This is a genomic window from Gordonia shandongensis DSM 45094, from assembly GCF_000423025.1.
In the GTDB taxonomy this organism is placed as follows: domain Bacteria; phylum Actinomycetota; class Actinomycetes; order Mycobacteriales; family Mycobacteriaceae; genus Gordonia; species Gordonia shandongensis.
Genome location: NZ_AUHE01000008.1, coordinates 61,202 through 87,349 on the forward strand (window position 1 = coordinate 61,202; position 26,148 = coordinate 87,349).

General features: G+C 67.6%; 20 protein-coding genes. 9 read left to right on the forward strand and 11 right to left on the reverse strand.

Annotation, left to right across the window (positions count from 1 at the left end; translation table 11 throughout):
- Positions 1–73: 73 nt before the first annotated feature.
- Together G528_RS0108695 and G528_RS0108700 are read left to right on the forward strand one after the other, a co-directional pair.
- Positions 74–910: a serine hydrolase domain-containing protein gene (locus G528_RS0108695; RefSeq protein WP_051198575.1), complete on the forward strand. Its 837-nt coding sequence runs from the start codon at positions 74–76 to the stop codon at positions 908–910.
- 99 nt (positions 911–1,009) lie between these two features.
- On the forward strand, positions 1,010–2,149 hold the full coding sequence (locus tag G528_RS0108700) for a baeRF11 domain-containing protein (RefSeq protein WP_026918627.1): 1,140 nt from the start codon (positions 1,010–1,012) through the stop codon (positions 2,147–2,149).
- Positions 2,150–2,159: 10 nt separating this feature from the next.
- Here G528_RS0108700 and G528_RS0108705 read toward each other — a convergent pair whose 3' ends face one another.
- The 7 genes from G528_RS0108705 to aceE all read right to left on the reverse strand — a co-directional run bounded on the left by G528_RS0108705 (position 2,160) and on the right by aceE (position 11,234).
- The gene (locus tag G528_RS0108705; RefSeq protein WP_026918628.1) at positions 2,160–2,678 is read right to left on the reverse strand and encodes a DUF3145 domain-containing protein; all 519 of its coding nucleotides are present in this window, start codon (positions 2,676–2,678) and stop codon (positions 2,160–2,162) included.
- A gap of 198 nt (positions 2,679–2,876) precedes the next feature.
- A complete protein-coding gene (locus G528_RS0108710; RefSeq protein ID WP_026918629.1) occupies positions 2,877–4,328 on the reverse strand; it encodes an acyl-CoA carboxylase subunit beta in 1,452 nt (483 codons plus the stop codon).
- Between the two features lie 22 nt (positions 4,329–4,350).
- Positions 4,351–5,616, reverse strand: a complete 1,266-nt coding sequence (locus G528_RS0108715) for a KasA/KasB family beta-ketoacyl-ACP synthase (RefSeq protein ID WP_026918630.1) — start codon at positions 5,614–5,616, stop codon at positions 4,351–4,353.
- A gap of 2 nt (positions 5,617–5,618) precedes the next feature.
- The gene (acpM, locus tag G528_RS0108720) at positions 5,619–5,921 is read right to left on the reverse strand and encodes a meromycolate extension acyl carrier protein AcpM (RefSeq protein ID WP_026918631.1); all 303 of its coding nucleotides are present in this window, start codon (positions 5,919–5,921) and stop codon (positions 5,619–5,621) included.
- Positions 5,922–6,030: 109 nt separating this feature from the next.
- Positions 6,031–6,942 (reverse strand): ACP S-malonyltransferase, encoded by a 912-nt coding sequence (locus G528_RS0108725; protein ID WP_035719483.1) that lies wholly within the window; start codon positions 6,940–6,942, stop codon positions 6,031–6,033.
- Positions 6,943–7,149: 207 nt separating this feature from the next.
- Positions 7,150–8,403: a PucR family transcriptional regulator gene (locus G528_RS0108730; RefSeq protein WP_051198565.1), complete on the reverse strand. Its 1,254-nt coding sequence runs from the start codon at positions 8,401–8,403 to the stop codon at positions 7,150–7,152.
- A 41-nt stretch (positions 8,404–8,444) separates the two neighbouring features.
- Positions 8,445–11,234, reverse strand: a complete 2,790-nt coding sequence (aceE, locus tag G528_RS0108735) for a pyruvate dehydrogenase (acetyl-transferring), homodimeric type (RefSeq protein WP_026918634.1) — start codon at positions 11,232–11,234, stop codon at positions 8,445–8,447.
- A 263-nt stretch (positions 11,235–11,497) separates the two neighbouring features.
- On the opposite strand from aceE, the gene G528_RS0108740 reads away from it, so the two are divergent.
- The 3 genes from G528_RS0108740 (at position 11,498) to G528_RS0108750 (ending at position 13,109) form a co-directional block, all read left to right on the forward strand.
- Entirely contained in the window at positions 11,498–12,019 is a 522-nt protein-coding gene (locus tag G528_RS0108740; RefSeq protein ID WP_026918635.1) for a hypothetical protein, read from the forward strand.
- 188 nt (positions 12,020–12,207) lie between these two features.
- The gene (locus G528_RS0108745) at positions 12,208–12,627 is read left to right on the forward strand and encodes a DUF3052 domain-containing protein (RefSeq protein WP_026918636.1); all 420 of its coding nucleotides are present in this window, start codon (positions 12,208–12,210) and stop codon (positions 12,625–12,627) included.
- A complete protein-coding gene (locus tag G528_RS0108750) occupies positions 12,627–13,109 on the forward strand; it encodes a peroxiredoxin (protein ID WP_026918637.1) in 483 nt (160 codons plus the stop codon). Before G528_RS0108745 ends, G528_RS0108750 begins: the two co-directional genes overlap by 1 nt.
- Before the next feature lie 30 nt (positions 13,110–13,139).
- Here G528_RS0108750 and G528_RS0108755 read toward each other — a convergent pair whose 3' ends face one another.
- The 4 genes from G528_RS0108755 to G528_RS0108770 all read right to left on the reverse strand — a co-directional run bounded on the left by G528_RS0108755 (position 13,140) and on the right by G528_RS0108770 (position 19,059).
- Positions 13,140–15,497 carry an acyltransferase family protein gene (locus G528_RS0108755; RefSeq protein WP_026918638.1) on the reverse strand — a complete coding sequence of 786 codons (2,358 nt, stop codon included), beginning with the start codon at positions 15,495–15,497 and terminating at the stop codon, positions 13,140–13,142.
- 210 nt (positions 15,498–15,707) lie between these two features.
- Positions 15,708–16,640: an SGNH/GDSL hydrolase family protein gene (locus tag G528_RS0108760; RefSeq protein ID WP_026918639.1), complete on the reverse strand. Its 933-nt coding sequence runs from the start codon at positions 16,638–16,640 to the stop codon at positions 15,708–15,710.
- 87 nt (positions 16,641–16,727) lie between these two features.
- Positions 16,728–17,540 (reverse strand): maleylpyruvate isomerase family mycothiol-dependent enzyme, encoded by an 813-nt coding sequence (locus G528_RS0108765; RefSeq protein WP_026918640.1) that lies wholly within the window; start codon positions 17,538–17,540, stop codon positions 16,728–16,730.
- A 103-nt stretch (positions 17,541–17,643) separates the two neighbouring features.
- Positions 17,644–19,059: a short-chain fatty acyl-CoA regulator family protein gene (locus G528_RS0108770; RefSeq protein WP_026918641.1), complete on the reverse strand. Its 1,416-nt coding sequence runs from the start codon at positions 19,057–19,059 to the stop codon at positions 17,644–17,646.
- Between the two features lie 118 nt (positions 19,060–19,177).
- On the opposite strand from G528_RS0108770, the gene prpD reads away from it, so the two are divergent.
- The 4 genes from prpD to G528_RS0108790 are packed head-to-tail and all read left to right on the forward strand — an operon-like array spanning position 19,178 to position 26,091.
- A complete protein-coding gene (gene prpD / locus G528_RS0108775) occupies positions 19,178–20,680 on the forward strand; it encodes a 2-methylcitrate dehydratase PrpD (RefSeq protein ID WP_026918642.1) in 1,503 nt (500 codons plus the stop codon).
- 1 nt (position 20,681) lies between these two features.
- On the forward strand, positions 20,682–21,593 hold the full coding sequence (prpB, locus tag G528_RS0108780; RefSeq protein ID WP_026918643.1) for a methylisocitrate lyase: 912 nt from the start codon (positions 20,682–20,684) through the stop codon (positions 21,591–21,593).
- The gene (locus G528_RS0108785; protein WP_026918644.1) at positions 21,590–22,702 is read left to right on the forward strand and encodes a bifunctional 2-methylcitrate synthase/citrate synthase; all 1,113 of its coding nucleotides are present in this window, start codon (positions 21,590–21,592) and stop codon (positions 22,700–22,702) included. The genes prpB and G528_RS0108785 overlap by 4 nt, the downstream gene beginning before the upstream one ends.
- Entirely contained in the window at positions 22,699–26,091 is a 3,393-nt protein-coding gene (locus tag G528_RS0108790; RefSeq protein ID WP_026918645.1) for a pyruvate carboxylase, read from the forward strand. The genes G528_RS0108785 and G528_RS0108790 overlap by 4 nt, the downstream gene beginning before the upstream one ends.
- The last annotated feature ends 57 nt before the right edge of the window (positions 26,092–26,148 follow it).

Here is a 26,148-nt window from a genome sequence, read left to right on the forward strand (position 1 = left end):
GCGTTGACGACTGGGTAGGGTTCCGGGCGTGACCACTCCGAACCCCCAGAGCCGGAACGACCGGCCGCCGCATCTGCGTGTCCAGCACGTCCCCGCGCTCCAGACGCTGGCACGGTGGCCCGTCGAGAACGTGGCGGCCGCCGTGATCGGGCAGGACGGCGCGATGACGTCGTACGGCGACACCGCGGTCGTGTACGAGCTGGCGTCGGTGACCAAGCTGCTCGTCGCGCACGCCGTCCTGGTGGCCGTCGAGGAGGGTGCCGTGGACCTCGCGACGCCCGCCGGTCCGCCCGGCGCCACGGTGGCACACCTGCTGGCCCACGCCTCGGGCCTCGCGTTCGACACGCGCCGGGTCGAGGCCGGCGTCGCCGAACAGCGGATCTATTCGAGCGCCGGGTTCGAGATCCTCGCCGAAATCGTGGAGGACGCGACCGGCATCGCCTTCGGCGACTACCTCCGCGAGGGAGTGTGCGAGCCGTTGGGGATGCGGTCGACCGACCTCGTCGGCCCGGCCGGCCACGGCGCACGGTCGACCGTCGAGGATCTGTCACGGTTCGCGAGCGAACTGCTCGCACCGCGGGTGATCTCTTCGGAGCTCGCCGCGCAGGCCCGCACCGTGGCGTTCGCCGGGCTCGACGGTTTCGTGCCCGGATACGGCAGACACCGACCGAACGACTGGGGACTGGGCTACGAGATCCGCGGTCACAAGCGGCCGCACTGGACCGCGGCCGGGCATTCGCCCGCGACCTTCGGACACTTCGGCCAGGCCGGCACGTTCCTGTGGGTCGACCCCGAGCGACGTGTCGCGGCGACGGTGTTGACCGATCGGCCCTTCGGCGCGTGGGCCAAACCGCTCTGGAGCGAGTTCAACGACGCCGTCCTGGCAGACCTGGACGGCGCGGCCGGGTAGCCTCGTGGTCGGGACGCGGTCACATTCCAGACGGGGATGTCGCCGGGTGCTCACGCCGGCAGACCGCGTTCGCGCCCGCGTCAGCTGAAGGAGGCACCCGTGGCCCGATTCGATCTCCCGACCGTCCCCGAACTCCTCGCCCTGGGAGCGCCGCGCGACTACGCGGTGACGATCTACGCCCAGGCCGAACCGAGCGATCCCGACCTGGCCCGCACCACCGTCAAGAGTGCGATGGACCGGGCCATCCGCGGCATCCGCGACGGTGCCGTCGGCGAAGGATCGGCCGGCCATCGGATCGAGGAGGAGTTCCGCAGACGCGGCTCGGAGGTGCTGGCCGATCCGGCGTGGCAGACGCTGTCCCGGTCGGTGGCGATCTTCGCCACGCCGACCGACGTCGAGATGTTCGTGCTTCCCAACCGGTTGGAGAACCAGGTTCAGGTCAGCCGGTACTTCGACGTGGGCCAGCTCGTCCGTGCCGTCGCCACGCCGCAGACGGCGTTCGCGCTCACCCTGTCGGCGCACGGCTGGAACCTGTGGCGCGCCACGGGGAACGAGCAGGTGGCCGAGATGGACATCGACGCCGACGGGATCGGCGACGTCACCGAGGCGACGAATCGCGCGACCGTGCGCGGGCGGATCCACGCCCGCAGGCTCCACGGCGACGAGGGCACCAAGTCGCTGCTGGAGATGTACGCCAAACGCGTGCACGAGGCCGTCGGGCATGCGATGGACTCCGCCGATCCGACGGGCAGGCAGCCGCTGTTCCTGTTCGCCGCCGACCCGCTGGCGGACATCTACAGCGCGCTGCACGGCCGCGCGCGCGACCTGGTCGTGATCCACGGCAGTCCCGACGAGTTGACCGCGCCGCAGATCGACGGCCCGATGCGGCGGGGGATCGACGAGATCAACTCGCGGCGGGCGGCGGAGACCGTCGACCGAATCGCGGACGGCACCGCGAGGGGTCTGGTCGCCACCGACCTCGTCGACATCGCGCGGGCCGCGGTGGCCGCGGACGTCGACACGCTGGTCTACGACTTCACCGTCGACGTGCTGGGGGTCCTCGATGACGCGACGGGGGAGGTGGACTACACCGACGACGGCTACGACCTGTTCTCCCGCGTGGCGGTGAAGGTCCTGGAGACCGGCGGGAGCGTGATCCCGATCCGTTCCGCGGAGATCGTCTCGGACCAGTGGAATCAGATGGCGGCCGCGCGACTGAGGTTTCCGCTGAGCACGTGATCGTCGGGGATCAGCTGACGCGCTGGGTGAGCCAGGTGACCTCGGCCCCGATGCCGCCCATGCGGTAGTTCTCCAGGGCGTCGTCCCAGGCGGTTCCGAGGATCGCGTCGAGTTCGCCGGCGAGGCCCGCGCTGTCGGGCTGGGCGTCCATCAGGGCCCGCAACTGCATCTCACCGACGATGACGTCGCCGTTGGCGCCGGTGGATCCGCGCCACAGGCCGAGTCCGGGCACGTAGCAGAAGCGCTGGCCGTCGACGCCTTCGCTGGCGTCCTCGGTGACCTCGAAGATGACGCCCGACCATTCGCGCAGGGCGTTCGTCAGGCGGGCGCCGGTCCCGACCGGGCCCGACCAGTCGACGGTGGCCCGCATGCGGCCGGGCTCGGCGTCCTGCGCGGACCAGTGCAGGTCGGCGCGTGCATTCAGGGTCGACGACAGGGCCCACTCGACATGCGGGCACAACGCGACGGGAGCCGCGTGGATGTAGACCACACCGCTCGTGGAGTCCGCAAACTGGTTGAGGATGCGCACCTTGTTCACCTCCGGTTCGACGAGGAACGTCTTCCCCAAGCGCACCTGCCGCAACCGGATATCACACTGTTGATACAAAGTATGCCTCACGGGGCGCGTGTTGCGCTAGTTCTTTGTGAGACGGATAGCGCGGGGGCGGAGACGACGATGCCCCCGGCGCCCGAGGGCGTCCGGGGACATCGTCGGAAGCGGAACTCCCTAGAGCGGGATGTTCTTGTGGCGACCGCGACGAGCGGGCGCCGATGCGAGGGCCTCGGCGATCCGGCTGCGCGTCACCGCGGGATCGATGATGTCGTCGACGACACCGATCGACTGCGCGCGCCCCACGCCGCCGGCGATCTGCTCGTGCTCCACGGCGAGACGCTCGTGCAGTTCCTCACGCTCATCCTCGGGGGCGGCGGCCAGCGTCTTCTTGTGCAGAATGCCGACCGCGGCCTTGGCGCCCATCACGGCCACCTCCGAGCCCGGCCAGGCGAAGACGGCGGTGGCTCCCAGAGCGCGCGAGTTCATGGCGATGTACGCGCCGCCGTAGATCTTGCGAGTCACCAGCGTGACGCGGGGGACCGAGCACTCGGCGAACGAGTGCAGGAGTTTGGCACCGCGTCGCACCACGCCGTTCCACTCCTGCCCGACGCCGGGCAGGTAGCCGGGAACGTCGGTGATGACGATGATCGGAACGCCGAACGCATCGCAGAGGCGGACGAACCGCGAGGCCTTCTCGGCGGCCTCCGAGTTGAGGCAGCCGCCCATCCGCAGCGGGTTGTTGGCCACCACGCCCACACTCCGGCCCGAGAGCCGTCCGAAGCCCACCGAGATGTTCGGGGCCCACTTGGCCTGGAACTCCTCGTAGGTGGTCACCTCGGTCGTCCCGTCGGCACCGACCTGCGTGTCGAGCAGGGCCTCGATGATCGGATGCACGTCGTACGCCCGACGGTTCGACTCCGGCAGAAGTGCCTGCAGGTCGGTGTCGCCGGCCTCGGCCAGCTCCCGGCTGAAGTGCCCCTGCTGGGAGAAGGTGCCGACCAGACGGCGCGCACGCCAGTACGCGTCGGCCTCCGACTCCGCCGTGATGTGGCTGACGCCCGACCGCTTGCCGTGTGTCTGCGGTCCGCCGAGCGACTCCATGTCGACCTGCTCGCCGGTGACGCTCTTGACCACGTCCGGACCCGTGACGAAGACGCGTCCCTCCGGAGCCATGATCACGACATCGGTGAGCGCGGGGCCGTAGGCGGCACCGCCGGCCGCGAAGCCGACGACCACGGAGATCTGCGGTACGTACCCGGATGCGCGCACCATGGCCTCGAACACGCCCCCCACAGCGTGCAGGGCTTCGACGCCCTCGGCCAGACGTGCGCCCCCGGAGTGCCAGATGCCCACGACGGGCGCCTGCTCGGCGATCGCGGTGTCGATGGCGTTCACGATGTGCGCGCAGCCGACCACACCCATGGCACCGCCCATCACGGTGCCGTCGGTGCAGTACGAGACGGTGCGGACACCGTTGACCTCCCCGATGGCGGTCAGCACGCCCGATTTATCTCGGGAGTGCAGCAACTCGACGGTTCCGTCGTCGAAGAAGCTGGTCAACCGCAGCAGCGGATCACGCGGATCCGTCGCCTCCTCATGGCCTGGGATGGGTGCCAGTGTGGTCATCGAGTTCTCCTCTGTGGGGTGATCAGTAACGGCCGAATGCCAGGGCCACGTTGTGCCCACCGAATCCGAAGGAGTTGCTCAGCGCGTAGTCGATCTGACCGCGACGAGCCTCGCCGTGCACGACGTCGATATCGCCGCACTCGGGATCGAGGGTCTCCAGATTCAGAGTCGGCGGGATGATCGAGTCCTCGACCGACTTCACTGTCAGGACGGCCTCGAGGGCGCCGACGGCGCCGATCGAGTGTCCCAGGGCTGACTTGGGCGCGTAGATGGCCGCGTGGTCGCCCACGGCGGCCTGGATGCCCAGCGATTCTGCGGTGTCACCGATGGGGGTGGACGTCGCATGTGCGTTGACGTGCGTGATGTCGCTCTTCTGCAGCCCGGAGGTCTGCAGCGCGCGCGTCATCGCACGGGTGTTGCCCTGGCCCGACGGGTCGGGGGCGACGAGATGGAAGCCGTCCGAGGTGAGCCCGGCGCCCATCAGTCGAGCGTGGATGTGAGCACCGCGCGCTCGGGCGTGGTCCTCCCGCTCGATGATCATCATGGCGGCGGCCTCGCCGAAGACGAAGCCGTCGCGGTCCTTGTCGAACGGACGCGAGGCGGCGACCGGATCGTCGTTGCGGGTGCTCATCGCGCGCATCATGCTGAACGCCGCGATCGGCACCGCATCGATGTGGCCCTCGACGCCGCCGCACATGATCATGTCGGCGTCGCCCATGACGATGTGGCGCCACGCGTGAGCGATGGCCTCCGCACCGGAGGAGCACGCCGAGACCGGGGTGATGACGCCGGCGCGGGCGCCGATGTTCAATCCGGCGACGGCTGCGGGGCCGTTCGGCATCGACATGGAGACGGCCAGCGGCGACACCTTGCGGTAGTTGCCGGTCTCCTTGAGCGCGTTGTCCGCGTCGATGAGCGCGTCGGCTCCGCCCATGCCGGTGCCGAGCACCACGCCGAGCCGGTCGGGATCGACCTCGGGCTCGCCGGCGTGCGCCCAGAGGCGCTTGCTCATCACGTGCGACATCCGCTCGACGTACGCCATGCGGCGCGCCTCGACGCGGGTCACCTCGCTGGTGGGGTCCTCGACGAGGCGTCCGCCGATGCGGACCGGAAGGTTGTACTCCTCGACGAAGTCGTCGGTGAGCTCCTTGATCCCGCTGCGGCCGGCGACGAGATTTTCCCAGGTCGAGTCGAGATCGGTCCCCAGGGACGTGGTGGCGACCATGGAGGTCACCACCACGCCGGGGAACTCTCCACCCCGAGTGGAAAAGTCACGCAGTTCGGTCATTCTCAGGCCTTGTCGCCCTCGACCTGCGCGGCGATGGCGGCGGCGGCCTCGGGGTTCTCTGCCTCGAGCTTCTGGATGTAGCCGACGGCGTCGCCCACGGTCCGCAGGCCGGCGAGGTCCTCATCGGGGATCTTCACGCCGTACTTGTCCTCGGTCTGCACCGCGATCTCGACCATGGAGAGCGAGTCGATGTCGAGGTCGTCCACGAAGGACTTCTCCATGGTCACCTCCGACGGCTCGATTCCGGTGACCTCTTCGATGATCTCGGCGATGCCGGCGACGAGCTGTTCCTGAGTGGCGGCCACTGTGTGGCTCCCTTCTTCGTAGTCTCTTACTGCTATTCGGTAATTCCGGAGTCAGCGTTAGCTGAGTGGACGGGCGCGATGGCCTTCCGGGGGTCGGGCGGACCGACCGCTATCCAAGTCCTGGCGGGTCCTCCAGATCGGCGGGGACCTTGACGGCGCGCGACGGCACGCCCTTGAGCTCGCGTTTCGCGATGCCGACGAGTGTTCCGGCGGGCGTGAGCTCGATGATGGCGTCGACTCCGGTGTCGCGCATGGTCGCCGAGCACAGATCCCAGCGCACGGGGCTGGTGACCTGGGTGACGAGTTTGGCGAGGGCGTCGGCGCCGTCGGCGACGGGCCGGCCGTCGGAGTTCGACAGCAGCGTCCGGTCGGGGTCGCGCGGGGTGATGGTCGCGGCGGCCTCGGCGACGGCGTCGCGTGCGGGGGCCATGTAGCGGGTGTGGAAGGCGCCGGCCACCGCGAGCTTGCGGGTGCGGGCCTTCGCCGGCGGGTCGGCGATGAGTTTCTCGACGGCGATCGTGGAGCCTGCGGCGACGATCTGTCCGACGGCGTTGCGGTTCGCCGGCACCAGGTCGAGCGAGTCGAGGGTCGCGAGCACCTCCGCCTCGTCGCCGCCGAGGATCGCGGCCATGGTGGTCTCCTCGGCGGCGCAGGCCTCGGCCATCGCCCTGCCGCGGATGCCGGCGAGGCGCACCGCGTCGTCGGCGCTCAGCACGCCGGTGATGGCGGCGGCGGCGAGTTCGCCGACCGAGTGGCCCGCGACGACGGTGTCGGCGGGGAGGTCGCCGTGGCGGCTGCGCAGTTCGTCGTACGCGAGGAGTGCGGAGGCGACGACGAGCGGCTGGGTGACCGCGGTGTCGGTGATCTCCTCGGCGGTCGCGGTGGTTCCGAGGCGCTCGAGGTCGAGGCCGACGGAGTCGGACCACGCCGCGACACGGTCGCGGGCCCCGGCGAGCTCCAACCATTCGGTGAGCATGCCGGGTGTCTGGGAGCCCTGTCCGGGCGCAAGCAACGAAAGCACGTGACTAGAGAACACCTTTTCAGCAGTCGGACGTGGTGTTGTCGAGCACGAACCTTTGGATCGATTTTTGTAGGGTTCCTACAAAAGTGGCTCGGGAGGGATCCCCATCGTCATCGGGTCGAGATCCGTTACCGAAAAGTTGCAGAAACCTGTCTAGCTGCGTGGATGGTCGCGGAAGTCTGTGGCTGGTGTGACTCGAGGGGTGATTTACGATGATCCGTGCTGATTCTGTGTCAGTCTGCCGATGGTCAACGCGACACGCAGAACGAACGCATCTCGAGAGTTAGCTGCGTCACGTCCGGTGATGTCTGTCACTTTCTTTAGGCGATACCGCACAGTATTTGGATGGATGTACAGAGCCCTGGCACAGGTTTCAACCTGTCCACCGCTGTCGAGATAGGCCTCGACGGTGTCGACGAGCGTCGGTGACCCGGCCAGCGGAGCCACGATCGTCTCGTCCATCGTCGCGCGCGCACTCGCATCGCCGTTGAGTGCCCGCTCGGGCAGGAGGTCCCCGCTGTAGACCGGACGCGGCGCCCCCGGCCAGCCCGCCACCGCCCGCATTCCCGCCATGGCCTCGACCGCACTCGCATGCGCCGAACCGAGATCGGGCATCGTCGGACCGATCACCACGGGCGCCTCCGCGAAGTGGCCGAGGAGATCGGTGAGGAAGCGCTCGGCGGGGCGGAGCGGACCGTCGACGATCGCCACCAGCGTGCTGCCCTGCACGACCGACAGCGCGGCACGATTGTGCTGTTTGGCGGTGTTGTGGATGGTCAACGCCACCGAGACGTTCTGTTCCGGAGGCGGCGACCCGACGATCACGGTCGCCGCCGCATCCGTGGTCCAGTTGAGGGCCGCAGCCCGCGACAGCAGCTGGGGCCCCTCGTCGCCGCGGACCACCGCATCGACCACGAGGGCCTCCATGCGCGAATCCCACGCGCCGCGCGACTCCGCGGCCGACGCATAGATCGCCGCCGCTGCGAAACCGATCTCACGCCCGTAGCGGAGCACCGACTCGGTCAGCGCACGCAGCTGGGCGTCGTTCCGGGCCAGCAGCGGAAGCCACTTCTCGAAGAACTCCATCGCCACCCGGACCATCTCGACGGTCTGCAGCAGCGAGATCCGACGGGCCAGGTCCTGGGGCACCACCTGGAAGGCCTGAACGGTGAACTTGACGTTGCCCTCCGGATCCTGAATCCACTCGACGAAGTTCACCACCGCCGTCTGGACGACCAGCTGGACGCTGGCGCGCTGCGCCGCGTCCAGATCGCCGAAATACGGCAGCTGCTCCGACATCGAGTGGACGGCCTCCGTCGCGAGACGGCCGCTGTACTGCTTCACCCGCCGCAGCAGCGTGTCCGGCAGCGCGTCGTGCACGGTGGCCGGGGCGGGCACATGCGCGCCCCGGGCACCGAACACATCGGTGGCTCGGGTCGTCTCCAGGCGTGGATCAGGCACGAATCCAATGTAGACGGCCGCGGAGCCTGCGCGTGGCCGGCTCAGGCGACGCCGGGATCGCTCACCTGCTCCGGCGCCGCACTCACATCGTCGATCCGGTACTTCGCGGCGGCGTCCGCCGCCACCGTCCGATCGATCTTCCCGTCACGGGCCAGCGCGACGAGGACGCCGACTGCGATCGACTCCGCATCGATGTTGAAGAAGCGCCGCGCCGCCGGTCGGGTGTCGGAGAAGCCGAAGCCGTCGGCTCCGAGCGTGAGGTAGGTGCCCGGCACGTACGCCCGCACCTGCTCCTGCACACCGCGCATGTAGTCCGAGACGCCGACGAAGGGGCCGGAGGCGTACTGCAGCACCTCGGTCAGATACGGGCGTGCCGCGCGGGTGGCCTGCCGCAACTCGGTGCGGTCGGCATCGATGCCGTCCCGCGCGAGCTCCGACCACGAGGTCACCGAGTAGACGTCGGCCGCCACATCCCAATCGTCGGCCAGCAGACGCTGCGCGGCCAGCGCATCGCCCATCGTGACGCCCGAGACCAGGATGTTCGCCCGGTGCGCCGCCTCCCGGTCGGCCTTGCGATACAGATAGATGCCCTTCAGCAGCCCCGCGACGTCGAAGTCGGCGGGCTCGGCGGGCTGCGTGATCGGCTCGTTGTAGACGGTGATGTAGTAGTAGACGTTCTCGGCGTCGGCCCCGTACATCCGGCGCAGCCCGTCGAGCACGATGTGCGAGAGCTCATAGGCGAACGCCGGATCGTACGAGACGACACCGGGATTGGTGGCGGCGAGCAGCGGCGAATGGCCGTCCGCGTGCTGCAGTCCCTCGCCGGTCAGCGTGGTCCGGCCCGCCGTCGCCCCGATCACGAAACCCCGCGCCATCTGGTCGGACGCCGCCCACAGGCCGTCGCCGGTGCGCTGGAACCCGAACATCGAATAGAAGATGTAGAGCGGGATCATCGGCTCGTCGTGCGTCGCATACGACGTGCCGACTGCGGTGAAGCACGCCGTCGACCCGGCCTCGCTGATGCCCTCGTGCAGGATGCGTCCCTCCTGGGACTCCTTGTAGGCGAGCATCAGCTCGGCGTCGACCGACGTGTAGTTCTGGCCGTGCGGGTTGTAGATCTTCAACGTCGGGAACCAGGAGTCCATGCCGAACGTCCGGGCCTCGTCCGGGATGATCGGCACGATGCGCTTGCCGACCTCCTTGTCCCGGAGCAACTCCTTGAAGATCCGCACCAACGCCATCGTCGTCGCCACCTGCTGATTCCCGGAGCCCGCCGCGACCGACTTGAGCACCGGCGCGGGATCGGCCGTCATCGGCCTGGGCGTGATCCGACGCTCGGGCAGGAAGCCGCCCAGCTCGCGACGCCGCTCCATCATGTACTCGATCTCCGGCGAGTCCATGCCGGGATGGAAGTACGGCGGCAGATACGGGTCGGCCTCGAGCTGCGCATCGCTGATCGGGACGTGGGCGGTGTCGCGGAACGCCTTCAGATCGTCCAGCGTCATCTTCTTCATCTGGTGCGTGGCATTGCGGCCCTCGAACCGTTTGCCGAGGGTGTAACCCTTGATGGTCTGCGCCAGGATGACCGTCGGCTGACCCTTGTGGGCGAGGGCCGCCGCATACGCGGCGTAGATCTTCCGGTAGTCGTGGCCGCCGCGCTTGAGATTCCAGATGTCGGCGTCGGACATGTCCGCGACGAGGGCCTTCGTGCGCGGATCGCGGCCGAAGAAGTGATCGCGGATGAACGCGCCGTCGTTGGCCCGGTACGTCTGGAAGTCACCGTCGACCGTGCGATTCATGAGATCGACGAGCGCACCCTCCTGGTCGGCGCGGAACAACGCGTCCCACTCCCGGCCCCACACCACCTTGATGACGTTCCAGCCGGCACCGCGGAAGAAGGACTCCAACTCCTGGATGATCTTGCCGTTGCCGCGGACGGGACCGTCGAGACGCTGCAGATTGCAGTTGACGACGAACGTGAGATTGTCCAGACCGTCGGTCGCGGCCACGTGAGCCAACCCCCGCGATTCGGCCTCATCCATCTCGCCGTCGCCGAGGAACGCCCACACATGCTGGTCGGACGTGTCGGTGATGCCGTTCGAGTGCAGGAAGCGGTTCACCCGCGCCTGGTAGATGGCGTTCATCGGACCGAGCCCCATGGAGACCGTCGGGAACTGCCAGAACTCGGGCATCAGCCGGGGGTGCGGGTACGAGGGCAGTCCGCCGCCCTCACCGGCGTGGCTCTGCTCCTGGCGGAAACCGTCGAGACGCTTCTCGTCGATCCGGCCCTCGAGGAATGCGCGGGCGTAGATGCCGGGCGAAGCATGACCCTGAATGAAGATCTGGTCGCCGCCGCCCGGATGCTCGCGGCCGCGGAAGAAGTAGTTGAAGCCCACCTCGTACAGCGACGCCGAGGACGCATACGTGGAGATGTGGCCGCCGACGCCGATACCGGGTCGCTGGGCCCGGTGAACCATGATCGCCGCGTTCCACCGGATGAAGGCGCGGTATCGCCGTTCGAGGTCCTCGTCACCGGGGAACACGGGCTCCAACTCGGTGGGGATGGTGTTGACGTAGTCGGTGTTCGTCAGTGCGGGCAGCCCGACCCGCTTGTCCTCGGCGCGTTCGAGGATGCGGAGCATCAGGTAGCGGGCACGTTCGGGGCCCGCGTCGGCGAGCATCGCGTCGAACGACTCGAGCCATTCGTCGGTCTCCGTCGGATCGTTGTCGACGAGGTACGACGCGACGCCGTCCCGAATGACCTGAACGCGGCTCCCGCTCGACGCCGTCGAGGCGCTCGCGGTGTCGGTGTCGGCGATCTGATCAGTCACTGTGTGCCACCTAATCCCGCGCTCGGGCGGCGGTGTGCTCACCGGCCGAACGCGTTGGTCGGGGTCGCCGAGGGGTGTGGCGACCGGATGCATGGCCGCTGCGATGGGTGCGGCCGTACCTCCCATCGTGCCGCAAATCACGACGAATGGCGTCACTTGTGTCCAGTCACATGTTCTACTGTGCGGTAACCTCTGCCTGTCGTCCGCGGGTGCCGAGTCGCTTGTGCGACTGGGGGATCCGGGACAGTCCCGAAGGGGGAGAGATGGCGCGTCGCACGACGCCGGTCGCCGCGGCCGCAGTCGCGATGACGGCAGTCGCCGTGCTCGCGGGCTCGTCGTGCAGTTCGGACGACTCCGTCCGGGACCGGGCCGCCGAGCAGTCGTCGACCGGGGTGACGCGCGCGGGATCGTCGGAGGCCGAACGCATCGCCGTGATCCGACTCTGCCAGCAGGTGATCACCTCCACGGGCGCGATGGTGCGCGACTACAACGCCTTCATCGAGAAGCTCAACGACACGCAGGACTACGACCGGATCGGCGCGGAGGACCGCTGGGCCGTCGAGACCCTGCAGACCGGAGCCGAGATGATCCGGACCGCGGTGGCGCCGGACGTTCCCGGCGACATCGACGCCCAGGTGCAGGCATATGTGACCAGTTCCGAACGGCTCGCCGAACTCATCGAAGACGAGGCCAGGCGGGGACTCAACCGCACCTCCGACGACTGGAGCGACCGGCGCTCGACCCTCCTGGACACCTGTTCCGGATACCTGCCCGCGGGCTCCTGAGCGCCCGGTGCTCCGGGCCGCGCCACGGTCTCGCCGACGGCGCGCAGGCCGATCTCGCCGAGATTTGCGAGTTTCAGTCTGTGCCCAGCGAGCATTTACCTCTAGGCTGTCCATAAGCTGCGTCGCACGACATGCGACGCGGGCGCCGCACGGCGCGACGCCGAACATCGAACAGGAGGATCCACGCGGTGGTAGCCGCCTCAGAGGGCAGCAGGGTAGCGAGTCTCGGAATCACCGGTGACATGGTGGTGCAGGAGCTCGGTTGGGACGAAGACACCGACGACACCCTGCGCATTGAGATCGAAGACGCCATCGACGCAGAGATGCTCGACGACGACGCCGTGGACGTGATGGACGCCGTCGTTCTCTGGTGGCGCGACGGCGACGGGGACCTGGTGGACGCGCTGATGGATGCCATCGGTCCGCTCGCCGAAGGTGGATTCGTCTGGGTGTTCTCGCCCAAGACCGGACGCCCCGGTTACGTCGACCCCAGCGAGATCGCCGAGTCCGCGCCCACCGCGGGGCTCACGCAGACGTCCGTGATCAGCCTCGGGGAGTGGTCGGGCTCGTGCCTGGTGACCCCGAAGGCCCGCAGCGGTAAGCGCTGATGACCGCGACCGCCCCCGCCGGACCGATCGCCGTCGGCTCGGCGGCCCCCGAATTCACCCTCCGCGACCAGAACAATCAGGCGGTCTCACTGACGGGGCTCCGGGGGCGGAACGTCCTGCTGGTCTTCTTCCCGCTGGCCTTCACCGGCACGTGCGAGGGCGAACTCGGTTTCCTGCGCGACAATCTGCCGCGCTTCGACAACGACGACGTGACGGTGGCCGCGATCTCCGTCGGCCCGCCCCCGACGCACAAGATCTGGTCGTCGGCGCAGGGATTCCTGTTCCCGATCCTCTCGGACTTCTGGCCGCACGGCGCCGTCGCCCAGGACTACGGGGTGTTCGACCCTCAGCGCGGCTATCCGAACCGCGGCACCTTCGTCGTCGGTCGTGACGGTCTGATCACCTACGCGGCGATGGTCGGCCCGGGTGAGATGCGGGGCGACGAGACCTGGGACGCGGCGCTCGCCGCCCTCACCCCGTGAGCCCGGAGATCCCGTGAACCCCGCCGGCCGTCACGTCGACGTCTTCTCGACGGCATCGGTGGACCGCAAGACGCAGCCGGCCGGTGGCAGATCGTCCGCGGGGAACATCGTGGCGACGGCGACCGCGAAGCGTCGCGCTCGTTCGACATAGCCGGCATCGGTGTAGTGGACGCCGTCCTTGAACCAGTTCTGCTGCACCTCGGCGGCCCAGTCGTAGACGCGGAGGTTCGGGTAGCGCTTGCACGCGCGAACCAGTGCGCGGTTGAACCGCTGCATCGCACGATTGTCGTAGGCGGGATTCTCGTTGAGCCGATTGGTGACGATCGTCGGCCACAGCACCGGCTGGCCGCGGAGCGGCTCCAGCAGGCGGTCGATGCGCATGTCGAGCGGTCCCGGTCCGCCGACCTCCACGTTCGCGGTGTCGTTGATGCCCATCGCCATCACCCAGCATCCGCGGACGCCGTCGGCGACGTCCCGGACTATGGAGTCGTGCGCGTTGGGCTCGCCGTCGACCTCCTCCAGACTCGACCGTCCGCCCACGACGTCGGAGACGTACCTCGTCACTCCCACCGCCGCGTACCGGCCCGAGAGTCGGAGGGCGGGATTCGGCTGCAGCTCGGCCGCGTTCATCCCGATCGACGTCGAGTCGCCGACGTGGACCAGCGTGGTGCAGCGCGTGCGTCGAAGATTCTCCGGGAGGGTGGGGCCGACGGCGGCCGGACGCGGACCGGAGTCCATGTCGTCGATCCCGCTGCCCTCGAGGTCGTCGCTGTTCGACAGTGCGCGGATCACCGACAGATCGGGACTGATGCGTGCGACGCCGACCATCGTCCCGACGGCGACGGCCAGCACCGCGATCATCGCCAGGACGGGACGCAGCGGCGACCGCCGCAGCGGGGTCGGCTCCTCGACGGGCGCCGGCGGGACGGTATCGACCGCCGCGGAATCGACCGCCGCAGAATCGGTTGTCGCAGAATCGGTTGTCGCAGAATCGCTCTCGGCGGTATCCCGGGCGCGCAGATCGACGTCCTCCTCGGCGATCGGGGGCCACGTCAGATCGACCGGCTCCTCCCGCAGCGGGGCGGGCTCCAACGCGGCCGGTGCCGGGGCGTCCCACACCGTCGCGATCTGGGCCGAGCCTGTCTGGACCGAACCTGTCTGGACCGAACCTGCGGGTCGAGGGCCGTCGTCGGTGAGGCGGCCGAGCAGACCGCGGAGTGCGCGGCCGACGGCGTCGACGCCGGCGATCAGAGTGGCGACCAGGTGGGCGAGCACGGTGTCCTCCGCGAGTCGGGGAGTGGTGAAGGCGGCGCGGAACCCGTGACGGCGGATCGGGTCCTCCACATACCGCCAGGAGAGGGACGAGAGCAGGACGGTCGCCGCGACCACGACGACCGAGCTCACGACGGCCGAATCGGTGCGGATCAAGCCCGGGAGGAACGCCACCAGCGGCATGTGCCACAGATAGATGCCGTACGACCGTTCGCCGATCCACCGCAGCGGCTGCACCCCGAGGATCTTCGCGATCAGCGACGACGGCGTGACAGCGCCGATGAGGACGGCCAGGGTCGCGGCGGTGAGCGCCAACAGGCCCCAGGTGTACAGGTCGTGCGACGTGCCGGGCATCGTCATGCTGAGCCAGACGATGCCGACGAGCCCGGCGACGCCGACCCCGTCGATGCACGCCCGGGCGTTCTCCGACACGCGATGCCCCCGAGCCGGCCACCAGAACGCGAGCAGGGCGCCGAGGAGCAGTGCCCCGGCGCGCGTGTCGGTGCCCTCGTACGCGCGAGTGTTGTCGAATCCCGCGGTCGCGACCTCCGACAGCAGCCAGAACGAGCCGAGCGACAGCAGGGCGATGAAACCTGAGATGACCATCCGCCGCTTGAACACCGCATAGAGGAGGGCCAGCAGCAGCGGCCAGACGATGTAGAACTGCTCCTCGATCGACAGCGACCACATGTGACTGAGCGGCCCCGGCCCGTCGAACCGCTGGAAGTACGAGTCGCTACCGGCGATGGTGTGCCAGTTGTTCACATAGAACAGGGCGCTCGCGGCCTGCCAGGAGTAGTCGACGAGCTTGTCCGGCGCCGCGACGGCGGCCGTCGCCAGGGTGGTCAGGAGGACCAGCACCACGGCGGGAAGCAGACGGCGCGCGCGACGGATCCAGAACGTCGTCAACCCGAGGGTGCCGTGCTTCTCGCGCGACGAGATGAGCAGGGAGGTGATGAGGTAGCCGCTGAGGGTGAAGAACACGCCGACGCCCATCAGTCCGCCGGCGAATCCGGGAACCGACAGGTGGTAGAGCAACACCAGGGTCACGGCGACCGCGCGGAGGCCGTCGAGGCCCGGCAGGTACGACGCTGCGTTGTGGGTTGGCCGTGGCATGCGCCGTCCCCACCCCCTTCGTGGAATGTCCGCCCTTATGGAAGGTCTGCTGTGGATGACATCGCCGAGACGCGCCTCGTCGTTTCGACGCGCGAGAGCGCCTCATCTTAATCCGGGCTCCGCACGCGGTCGTTCATCCGAACGATCGAACACGCTGCATAGATGGACGATTCTCGTGAGTGATCTCACGCGGCCGGCGCGCCGGGGCGATCACCCGGGGAACGACCGGGCCAATGCGGCGGCGAAGAGCTTGTTGCGGGCCGCCAGACCGTCGGCGTTGTAGTGGATGCCGTCGGCGTACCATCCCGGCTGCACGTCGCGCGCGAAATCGTAGACGCGCAGATTCGGGTAGCGGGTGGCGGCGCGACGCAGAGCCTCGTTGAACGCCGTCATGTTCGCCGGGGCGTACGCGGGATTCGACGGGGCTCCGGTCATCACCGTGGGCCACAGGACCGGCTGGTCCGCGAGCCGCGACATGATCCGGTCGATGCGGTCGTCGGCGTCCACCGTGCTGCCGACGGCGATGTTGGCGGCGTCGTTGACGCCCATCGCGATCACCCAGCAACCACGGTCGCCCGCGGCGCGGCGCGTGTTCACCGCGTCGACAGCGTTGGGTCGCCCGTCGACCTTCTCGACGATCGATCGGCCGCCGGACGCGTCCAGGATCACCGTGCCGACGCCGACCTGCCGGTATCGCGGAGTCAGCCGGTCGGCGGCGGTCGGGATCTTCGAGGCGTCGTCGATGCCGACGGACGTCGAATCGCCGATGTGCGTCACGGTGCGGCAGGACGTGGTCGCCGGCCCGTCGGCGCGAGGCGTCGCGGTGCCCGGACCCCTGCTGCCTGGGTCGCTGCTGCCTGGGTCGCTGCTGTCTGGGATCAGATCGATGATCGACGGGAGGTCGAGCGATCCGTTCGACTCGGGTCCGCCGGGTGCTCCGGGGAGATTGTGGAGAATCGTGCGCGCCGTCGAGTCGATGACTGATGCGGGATCGGCGAGTGGTGCGGGGCCGGGCTCGGCGTCGGCTGTCGGTGCGGTGATCGTCGCCAGGGCGATGGGCGTGATGAGGGCGGCGAGCGCGGGGGTGGTCAGGACGCGGATGCGTCGCCGACCCCGGAGTCCAAATCTCGTATCAGTAGTCACAATAGCTATATTTCACCCCACCAGTAACAGAGGTGGCAAGGTCGATGCGTTGCGAATCGATCACATCGAGCCGCAGATCAGGGCCCGTCAGATCATGTAATGGAGGTTCGCGACAATCGCGTCGCCGACCGCCGTGTCACCGGCGACGGCCACACGCGACGGATCCGCCGTCGACCGCCCGCCGCACAGCCGGACCAGATCGAGCGTGTCCAGCGTGAGCGACACATCCGGATCGCGGTCCAGGGCCGGCACCACGGAGGCGCGACCGGTGACGGCGATGTCGACGGTCCGGGCAGCGAGCCCGGTCACCTCGAAGCGCACCGCAGCGCCCTCCGGCGTTCCGGCCTTCTTGCCGACGATGAACGGCAGCGCGGTGGCGACCTCGTCGAGCGCCCACGCCGCCGGCGCCGGAGCGACGGGCCCGTCGATCCCCAGCGAATCGCGGAGGTCGACCTCGTGCACCCAGCAGTCGAAGTCCCTGATCCGCATGAACCGCCCATAGCTGTCGGGACCGGCCGGTGTCGCGGTCTCGGCCTCCCATTGCCCCTCGGTGAGACCCCGCAGATACGTGGCGCGGTCGTCGGTGATACGGCGGTAGTCGGCCATCACCTGCTCGCGAGACAGCCGACGGTAGTGATCCACCCAGCGCTCGTTCAGTTCGCCGATCGGATTGCGCACGTGCGGCACCGCCGCGGCGTCGATCGTCGAGGACGGCTGCAACCCGGCGAGCATCGCCTCGGTGCCCGCCACGTGTGCGATCACGTCCCGAATCTGCCACCCCGGGAGGATCGACGGCCCCGACCACTGCTCGTCGTCGAGGGACGACGCCAGCGAATCCAGTGCAGCCCACTGCGTTTCAAGTGCAGCGATGAGATCGTCCTGCGGAACGATGATGGTCACGTGGTCACCCCTTCGTGAGACGGACGGCAGCGTCGGGCGATGCCACCCCACGGTATCCCGACGGGGCCGGGATCGACGCGGATCGGAGAGTCGGCCGCGACGGTCAGTCCGGCTCCGGGGCGACCCGGTACGGCACCGACTCGCTGATTCGTTCGTCGATGTGCAGGCCGCGGCCGAGCATCGGAAAGGCACGCTGTGAGCAATCGGGACGCGGACATACCTTGCACCCGGAGCCGATCGGAACGGCAGTCCGGTGGTCGCCCAAATCGACTCCGGTCGCGTAGACCAGTTCATCGGCATGCGCGAGATCGCATCCGAGGCCGATCGCGAAGTTCGACGGGGGACTGAGATGACCTCCGGGGTGGGAGTCGACAGTTCGGGCAAGCCAGAAGTACGTTCGCCCATCGGGCATCTGGGAGACCTGTGTGCGGATGCGCCCCGGAGTGATGAAGGCGTCATGGACTACCCACAGCGGGCAGCTGCCTCCGACACGGGAGAAATGGAAGGCGGTAGCGGACTGGCGTTTAGAGATGTTGCCCGCTTTGTCGACTCGAACAAAGATGAAGGGGATGCCGCGATCGCCGGGGCGCTGGAGCGTCGACAGGCGGTGACATACCGTCTCGAAGCCGACCTCGAACCGACGTCCGAGCAGATCCACGTCGTACTCGAGCTCGCGGGCTGCGGCCGCGAACTCGCTGTAAGGCAGAACGAGGGCACCCGCGAAGTAATTGGCCAACCCGATGCGCGCTACCGGCACGGCAGCCTCGTCGAGATCGTCGGCGGCGGCGATCAGATCGTCGATAACATCCCCTTGGGAGGCCAGCGCCACCTGAGTCGCCAATTGAAATGCGCGTTGGTCGGCGGAGAGTCGACGGGCGAGGATGACGGTGGCCGATTCGTCGTCATAAAACCGCTTGGCTTCCGTCCCGTCTCCGGTGGGTGCGATCCGGACCTGGATACCGAAACGCTCCGCAAGCAGCCGGGCCAGCTGAAGATCGAGACCGCCAACCGTCAGCCCCGCTTCGTGGAATAGGGTCTCGGCGGCCCGATCGAGTTCCGCTATGTGGTTTCTGCGGTCGTAAAAATAGTCGCGGACCTGTTCGAACGGCGTTGCGCTCACGTCGCCGACGGGGCCTCCGGATTGCCCGCGAAGAGTCTCGACTTCCCCGGTCACTGCGGTGAGGCGGCGGTGCATCCCGACGAGTGCGGTTCCGACACTCGGCATCCGGGCCACCAGTTCCGTGACTTCGGTGCCACTGATTCGGTCGCCGTGCTCGAGGATCACGTCCGCCAGTTCGGCGGCCAGCCGTGCGTCACCGGACCCGGCGAAGAAATCCGATGCGAGATCGAACGTCGACGTGATGGCCAGAAGGACGGGGACGGTGATCGGCCGGTGGTCGTTCTCGAGCTGATTGACGTACGTCGTACTCAGGTCGAGTCGTCGGGCGAGCGCCGCCTGCGAGAGACCGAGATCCTCCCGCAGGCGTCGCAGCCGCGGCCCCACGTATGTCTTCGCCATGATCCGACTGTAGCGGCCAAGGCATTCGCAACATACGCAGAATCATGATTGCGATTACGCAAAAATACGCATCTGCCAGGACTTACGGCAAGGATCGAGATGTGCGTACGGTGCAAACATGATCAACCATGAAGTCCGGACCCGACGCAGCGCCGACGCATTCCCCGTGACCGAACACCTCGCGTACAAGATCGCCCAGGTCGCTGTCGACCCGGTCGCCGTCCCCGACGACACCGCGGAGATGATCGTCAACCGCGTCATCGACAACGCGGCCGTCAGCGCGGCCGCGGTCGCCCGCCGCCCCGTCACCAGTGCCCGTCGCCAGGCCCAGGCCCGTCCGCTGCCCGGTGGTGCCACGGTCTTCGGCATCGACGGCGCGTACGCACCGGAGTGGGCGGCGTGGGCCAACGGCGTCGCGGTGCGCGAACTCGACTTCCACGACACCTTCCTCGCCGCGGAATACTCCCATCCGGGCGACAACATCCCGGCCCTCGTCGCCGTCGGACAGCGCGTGGGTGCCAGCGGCGCCGATCTGGTGCGGGGTCTGGCCACCGCGTACGAGGTCCAGATCGACCTGGTGCGCGGAATGTGCCTCCACGAACACAAGATCGATCACGTCGCACACCTCGGACCGTCGGTGGCCGCGGGTCTCGGGACCATGCTCGGGCTCGACATCGACACCGTCTACCAGGCCATCGGACAGGCGCTGCATCTCACCACCGCCACCCGTCAGTCGCGGAAGGGGGCCATCTCCAGCTGGAAGGCCTACGCGCCCGCGCACGCCGGGAAGATCGGCGTCGAGGCCGTCGATCGCGCGATGCGCGGCGAAGGGGCGCCGGCGCCGATCTGGGAGGGCGAGGACGGTGTGATCGCGTGGCTGCTCGGCGGCCCCGATGCGAGCTACACGATCCCGTTGCCCGGTGCCGACGAACCGAAGCGGGCGATCCTGGACAGTTACACCAAGGAGCATTCGGCCGAATACCAGAGCCAGGCGCCGATCGACCTGGCGTTGCGGCTGCGCAAACGGATCGGCGATCTCACCCGGGTCGAATCGATCGTCCTGCACACCAGCCACCACACGCACCACGTGATCGGCACCGGCTCCGGAGACCCGCAGAAGTTCGATCCGACGGCGAGCCGAGAGACCCTCGACCACTCCGTGATGTACATCTTCGCCGTCGCCCTGCAGGACGGTGAATGGGACCACGAGCGGTCGTACGCGCCCGAGCGGGCCGCGCGACCCGACACCGTGGACCTCTGGCGAAAGATCTCGACGGTCGAAGACCCCGAGTGGACCCGCCGTTACCACTCCGCGGATCCGGCCGAGAAGGCATTCGGTGCCCGCGCCGTGGTGACGATGGCCGACGGATCGGTGATCGACGACGAACTCGCCGTCGCCGACGCCCACCCGCTGGGCGCCCGTCCGTTCGCTCGCGCCCAATACCTGGAGAAGTTCGCGCGCATGGCAGACGGCGTCGTCGATGCCGCGGAGCGGGAGCGCTTCGTGACCGCGGCCGCGGGGCTTGTCGATCTGCCGTCTGGTGGCCTGGACGCCCTCAACGTCCGAGTCCTCGACTCGGTGCTCGCATCGGCGCCGCAGACCGGAGAGGGGATTCTCTGATATGGCCGTCTTCTCATCTCGCGTCACCGATGCCGACAAACGTTCAGCTCTTCGCGCCGCGCTCGAATCGGGACACCTGCAGCGTTGGCCCGGAGCGTTCTCGCCGTTGGTCGCGACGATGATCGCCGACGCCGGCTTCGAAGGGGTCTATGTTTCCGGTGCCGCACTGTCAGCGGACCTCGGACTGCCCGACATCGGACTCACCACGCTCAGCGAGGTCGTCGCACGCGGCGGAACCATCGCGCGGTCCACAGACCTGCCGACGCTGATCGATGCGGACACCGGATTCGGCGAACCGATGAATGCTGCACGCACGGTGGCGATGCTCGAGGACGCAGGCCTTGCCGGATGCCATCTGGAAGACCAGGTGAATCCCAAGAGGTGCGGGCACCTCGACGGCAAAGAGGTGGTCTCGGTGGATCAGATGGTCCGGCGTCTCGGCGCAGCGGTTACTGCGCGGCGCGACGAGAACTTCCTCGTCTGTGCCCGCACCGATGCTCGCGGTACCGAAGGTCTCGAGTCGGCGATCGACCGTGCGAAGGCATACGTCGACGCCGGTGCGGACATGATCTTCACCGAGGCGCTCGCGACCGCGGACGAGTTCGAGCGTTTTCGCGGCGCAGTCGATGTACCGCTGTTGGCCAACATGACCGAGTTCGGCAAGACCGAACTCCTTACCACTTCCCAGTTGCAGGATCTCGGGTACAACGCGGTGATCTATCCGGTGACCACGCTTCGCATCGCGATGGGAGCGGTCGAGAAGGGCCTGACGGAGATCGCCGAGCAGGGGACGCAGGAAGGGCTGCTCGATCGCATGCAGCACCGCGCCCGACTGTATGAGTTCTTGCGATACGCCGACTACAACGCGTTTGACGACACGCTGTTCACCTATACACGAGCGGAGAAACGATGACCTCGACGATCTACAAGGGACTGGCCGGTGTCGTCGTCGACACGACAGCGATCTCCAAGGTGGTTCCCGAGACCAATTCGTTGACCTACCGCGGCTACCCGGTCCAAGAGCTGGCCGAGCACTGCTCGATGGAACAGGTCGCCTATCTGCTGTGGAACGGCGAACTTCCGAATCACCTGCAGCTGCAGCAGTTCACGGAACGTGAACGGGCAGCACGACGGCTCGACCGATCGGCTCAAAGCGTGCTGACTCGTACCCCGGAGACCTGTCATCCGATGGATGTTATTCGGACGATGATCAGCTATCTGGGGGCAGAAGATCCCGATGAGGACAGCGCATCGCCGATGTCGCTGCTCGATAAGGCGCAACGAATGTTCGCGGTGTTGCCGACAATCGTCGCCGCCGACCTGCGACGCCGTCGCGGATTGGAGCCGATCGCCCCGCACCACGGCCTCGGTTACGCGGAGAACTTTCTGACCATGTGCTTCGGGGGCGTCCCCGACCCGGCGATGGTCCGGGCCTTCGAGAAGTCGATGGTCCTGTACGCCGAGCACAGTTTCAACGCCTCGACCTTCGCCGCCCGAGTCGTGACGTCGACGGGGTCGGACATCTACAGCGCGGTCACCGCAGCGATCGGAGCTCTCAAAGGGCCGCTGCACGGTGGTGCCAACGAAGCCGTGATGCACGACATGATCGAGATCGGGACACCGGAGCGCGCACGGGAATGGCTCGACGAGAAGCTGAATGCCCATGAGAAGGTGATGGGTTTCGGTCACCGGGTATACAAGCAGGGCGACTCGCGGGTGCCGACCATGTACCAGGCCCTCCAAGAGATTTCACACCATGTCGGGGATTCCACTTGGCTGACGATGTACGCCGAGTTGGAGAAGGTCATGGCCGAGCGCACCGGTATCCGCCCGAATCTCGATTTCCCCACGGGGCCCGCTTACCATTTGATGGGCTTCGACATCCCGATGTTCACACCGCTGTTCGTGATGAGCAGGATCACCGGGTGGACGGCCCACGTCATCGAGCAGACTGCCTCGAACACGCTGATACGGCCATTGTCGGCGTATTCGGGACCGCAGCAGAGATCTGTCTCGGCATGACAATTGTGAAAGTGCTCGTGGCCAACCGCGGCGAGATCGCCATCCGTGGTTTTCGTGCAGCCCGAGACCTGGGAATGACGACCGTCGCCGTCTACCCGTTGGAAGATCGGGGTGGTATCCACCGGTTCGCCGCCGACGAGTCATATCAGATCGGGACTCCAGGACATCCGGTGAAAGCCTACCTCTCGGTCGACGAGGTGATCGCTGCGGCGCTTCGTTCCGGTGCCGACGCGATCTATCCGGGATACGGATTTCTGTCGGAGAACCCTGAGCTCGCACGGGCCTGCGTCGACAACTCGCTGTCGTTCGTCGGACCGTCTGCCGCAGTACTGGAGCTGACCGGAGACAAGACACGTTCCGTTCGGGCGGCCAGCGAGGCCGGTCTACCCGTGTTGACCGGATCATCGCCGTCCGCCGACCCGACGGATTTGATCCGTGCAGCGGGTGACATGGAGTTCCCGCTGTTCGTCAAGGCCGTCGCCGGAGGCGGAGGACGAGGTATGCGGCGGGTAGAGCGGATCGAAGACGTCGGCGATGCCCTACGTGCGGCAAGTCGTGAGGCGCAGTCTGCGTTCGGAGATCCGACAGTGTTCCTGGAGCAGGCTGTCGTCAGCCCACGACACATCGAGGTTCAGATCCTCGCGGATGCGGCGGGTGATGTGGTGCATCTGTTCGAGCGCGATTGCAGTCTTCAGCGGCGACACCAGAAAGTCGTCGAAATCGCTCCCGCGATCGGATTGCCGACCGATCTGCGTGACCGGATCTGCGCCGACGCGGTCGCGTTCGCTCAGCACATCGGCTATACGTGTGCCGGCACAGTCGAGTTCCTCGTGGATCGCCGAGGGCGGCACTTCTTCATCGAGATGAACCCGCGGATTCAGGTGGAGCACACGGTCACCGAGGAAGTGGTCGACGTCGATCTGGTTTCGGCTCAGCTGGAGATCGCAGGCGGAGCAACACTCGCCGATCTCGGTTTACGACAGGAATCGATCTCCGTTCGCGGTGCCGCGCTGCAGTGTCGGATCACGGCCGAGGATCCCGCCGACGACTTCAGGCCGCAGACCGGCCGCCTGAGAGACTATCGGGCGCCCGGCGGAGCGGGCGTTCGCCTCGACGGCGCTGCTGCACTGGGCACGGAGGTGACGGGGCACTTCGATTCGATGCTCGTGAAGCTGACCTGTCGGGGACGCGACTTCTCCACCGCGGCAGCACGCGCGCGGCGGGCGCTATCCGAATTCTCGATCCGTGGAGTCAACACCAACATCGGCTTCCTTCGAGCGGTACTGGCGAATCCCGAATTTTTGGCAGGACGGACGACGACGTCATTCATCGACGAGCATCCCGAATTGTTGACCGGTCCCGAAGCCGGGGATGACGTCGGCAAACTTCTGTCGTATCTGGCGGACGTCACGGTGAATCGCCCCCACGGGGATGCGCCGACGACCGTGCGCCCCAGCTCGAAACTGCCTCCCGTGCCGGTGTCCGACCTCGTGCGGCCACCGGTCGGATCGAGGCAACGCCTCCAGGAGATGGGGCCCGCGAGGTTCGCGCAGGCGCTGCGCCAACAGTCGGCCGTAGCAGTCACCGACACCACCTTCCGCGATGCGCATCAGTCACTGCTTGCGACACGTGTGCGAACGAGTGCGCTCGACGCGGTCGCCGGGCACGTGGCCGCCCTGACACCCCAGCTGTGGTCGGTCGAGTGCTGGGGCGGCGCGACATACGACGTCGCCCTGCGATTTCTTCGCGAGGACCCGTGGGAACGATTGGCGAAACTACGTGAAGGCATGCCGAACATCTGTTTGCAGATGCTGCTCCGTGGCGCGAATACCGTCGGGTACACGCCGTATCCGGACGACGTCTGCAGAGGCTTCGTCGCCGAGGCCGCGGCGACCGGGGTCGATGTCTTTCGCATATTCGATGCCCTCAACAGCGTCGACGCCATGCGCCCGGCGATCGACGCGGTGCACGAAACGGGGACGGCGGTCGCCGAGGTGGCCATGAGCTACAGCGGCGACCTGTCCGATCCGGGCGAGGACCTCTACACCCTTGACTACTACCTTCGCCTCGCCGAGCAGATCGTGACCGCAGGCGCTCACGTGATCGCGGTCAAAGACATGGCGGGTCTGTTGAGACCCCGGGCTGCGACGGCACTCGTCACGGCCTTGCGTCGAGAGTTCGACCTGCCGATCCACGTGCACACGCACGACACCGCGGGTGGGCAGGTTGCGACCTACCTGGCAGCTGTTGCGGCCGGCGCCGACGCAGTCGATGCGGCGAGTGCGCCGCTGTCGGGCACCACGAGCCAGCCGTCGTTGTCGGCGGTCGTGGCGGCACTGGCGGGAAGTGATCACGATACGGGACTCGACCTGCAGAAAGTCTGTTCGTTGGAGCCGTACTGGGAGGCTGTCCGGCGTGTGTATGCGCCGTTCGAGTCTGGAATCGGCGCCGCTACCGGTCGCGTCTACGAGCACGAGATTCCCGGGGGACAACTGTCGAATCTGCGTCAGCAGGCCATCTCCCTGGGAGTCGGACACCGGTTCGAGGAGGTCGAACGCGCCTACGCGGATGCCGATGCGCTGCTGGGGCGACCGATCAAGGTGACGCCATCGTCGAAGGTCGTCGGTGACCTGGCCCTGTCACTGGTTTCCCAGCAGATCTCCGCGACAGAGTTCGCAGCGGCACCCGCGGATTACGACATACCGGATTCGGTGATCGGATTCCTCGTGGGTGAACTCGGAGAACCAGCAGGCGGATGGCCTGAGCCTTTGCGGAGCTCGGTCCTTCGCGGGCGGGCGCAGACGCGCCCTCGAGCTGTCTTGTCGGAGCAGGACCGCGTGAATCTGACCCGCCCGGGCCAGATCCGAAGGCGGACACTGGATCGCCTGCTGTTCCCCGAGCCGGCCGCGGGATTCGCTGAACACGTGAAGGCCTTCGGTGATACGTCGCGGTTGTCGGCCACCGAATTCTTCTACGGGCTACGGACGGGAGAGGAGCATCGGGTTCGATTGGCTCCCGGTTCGGAGATGCTGCTCGGACTCGAAGCGGTCGGGGAAGCAGATGACTTCGGGCGTCGAACCGTCGTGTTCACCGTCAACGGAACCTTGCGTCCCGTGTCGGTGGAGGACCGCTCCGCGGAACGGTCTGTTGCCGTCGCCGAGCGTGCTGATCGGAGCGATCCCCGCCAGATTGCGGCCCCGTTCGCCGGGGTGGTCACGTTGGCCGTTCGCGAGGGCGATGAGATCGCTGCAGGTGCGACTGTCGCGAGCATCGAGGCCATGAAGATGGAGGCTGCGATCACCGCTCCCGTCGCGGGAACGGTGAAGCGGGTTGCGATTCGCGCAGTGGCCGAGGTGGCGCCGGGCGATCTGCTGCTTCAGCTCGCGTGAGTCGATTCCCCGATCGGTTGTTCGGCGGAGTAGGGGAAGCGACGAGCGGTCTCGTTC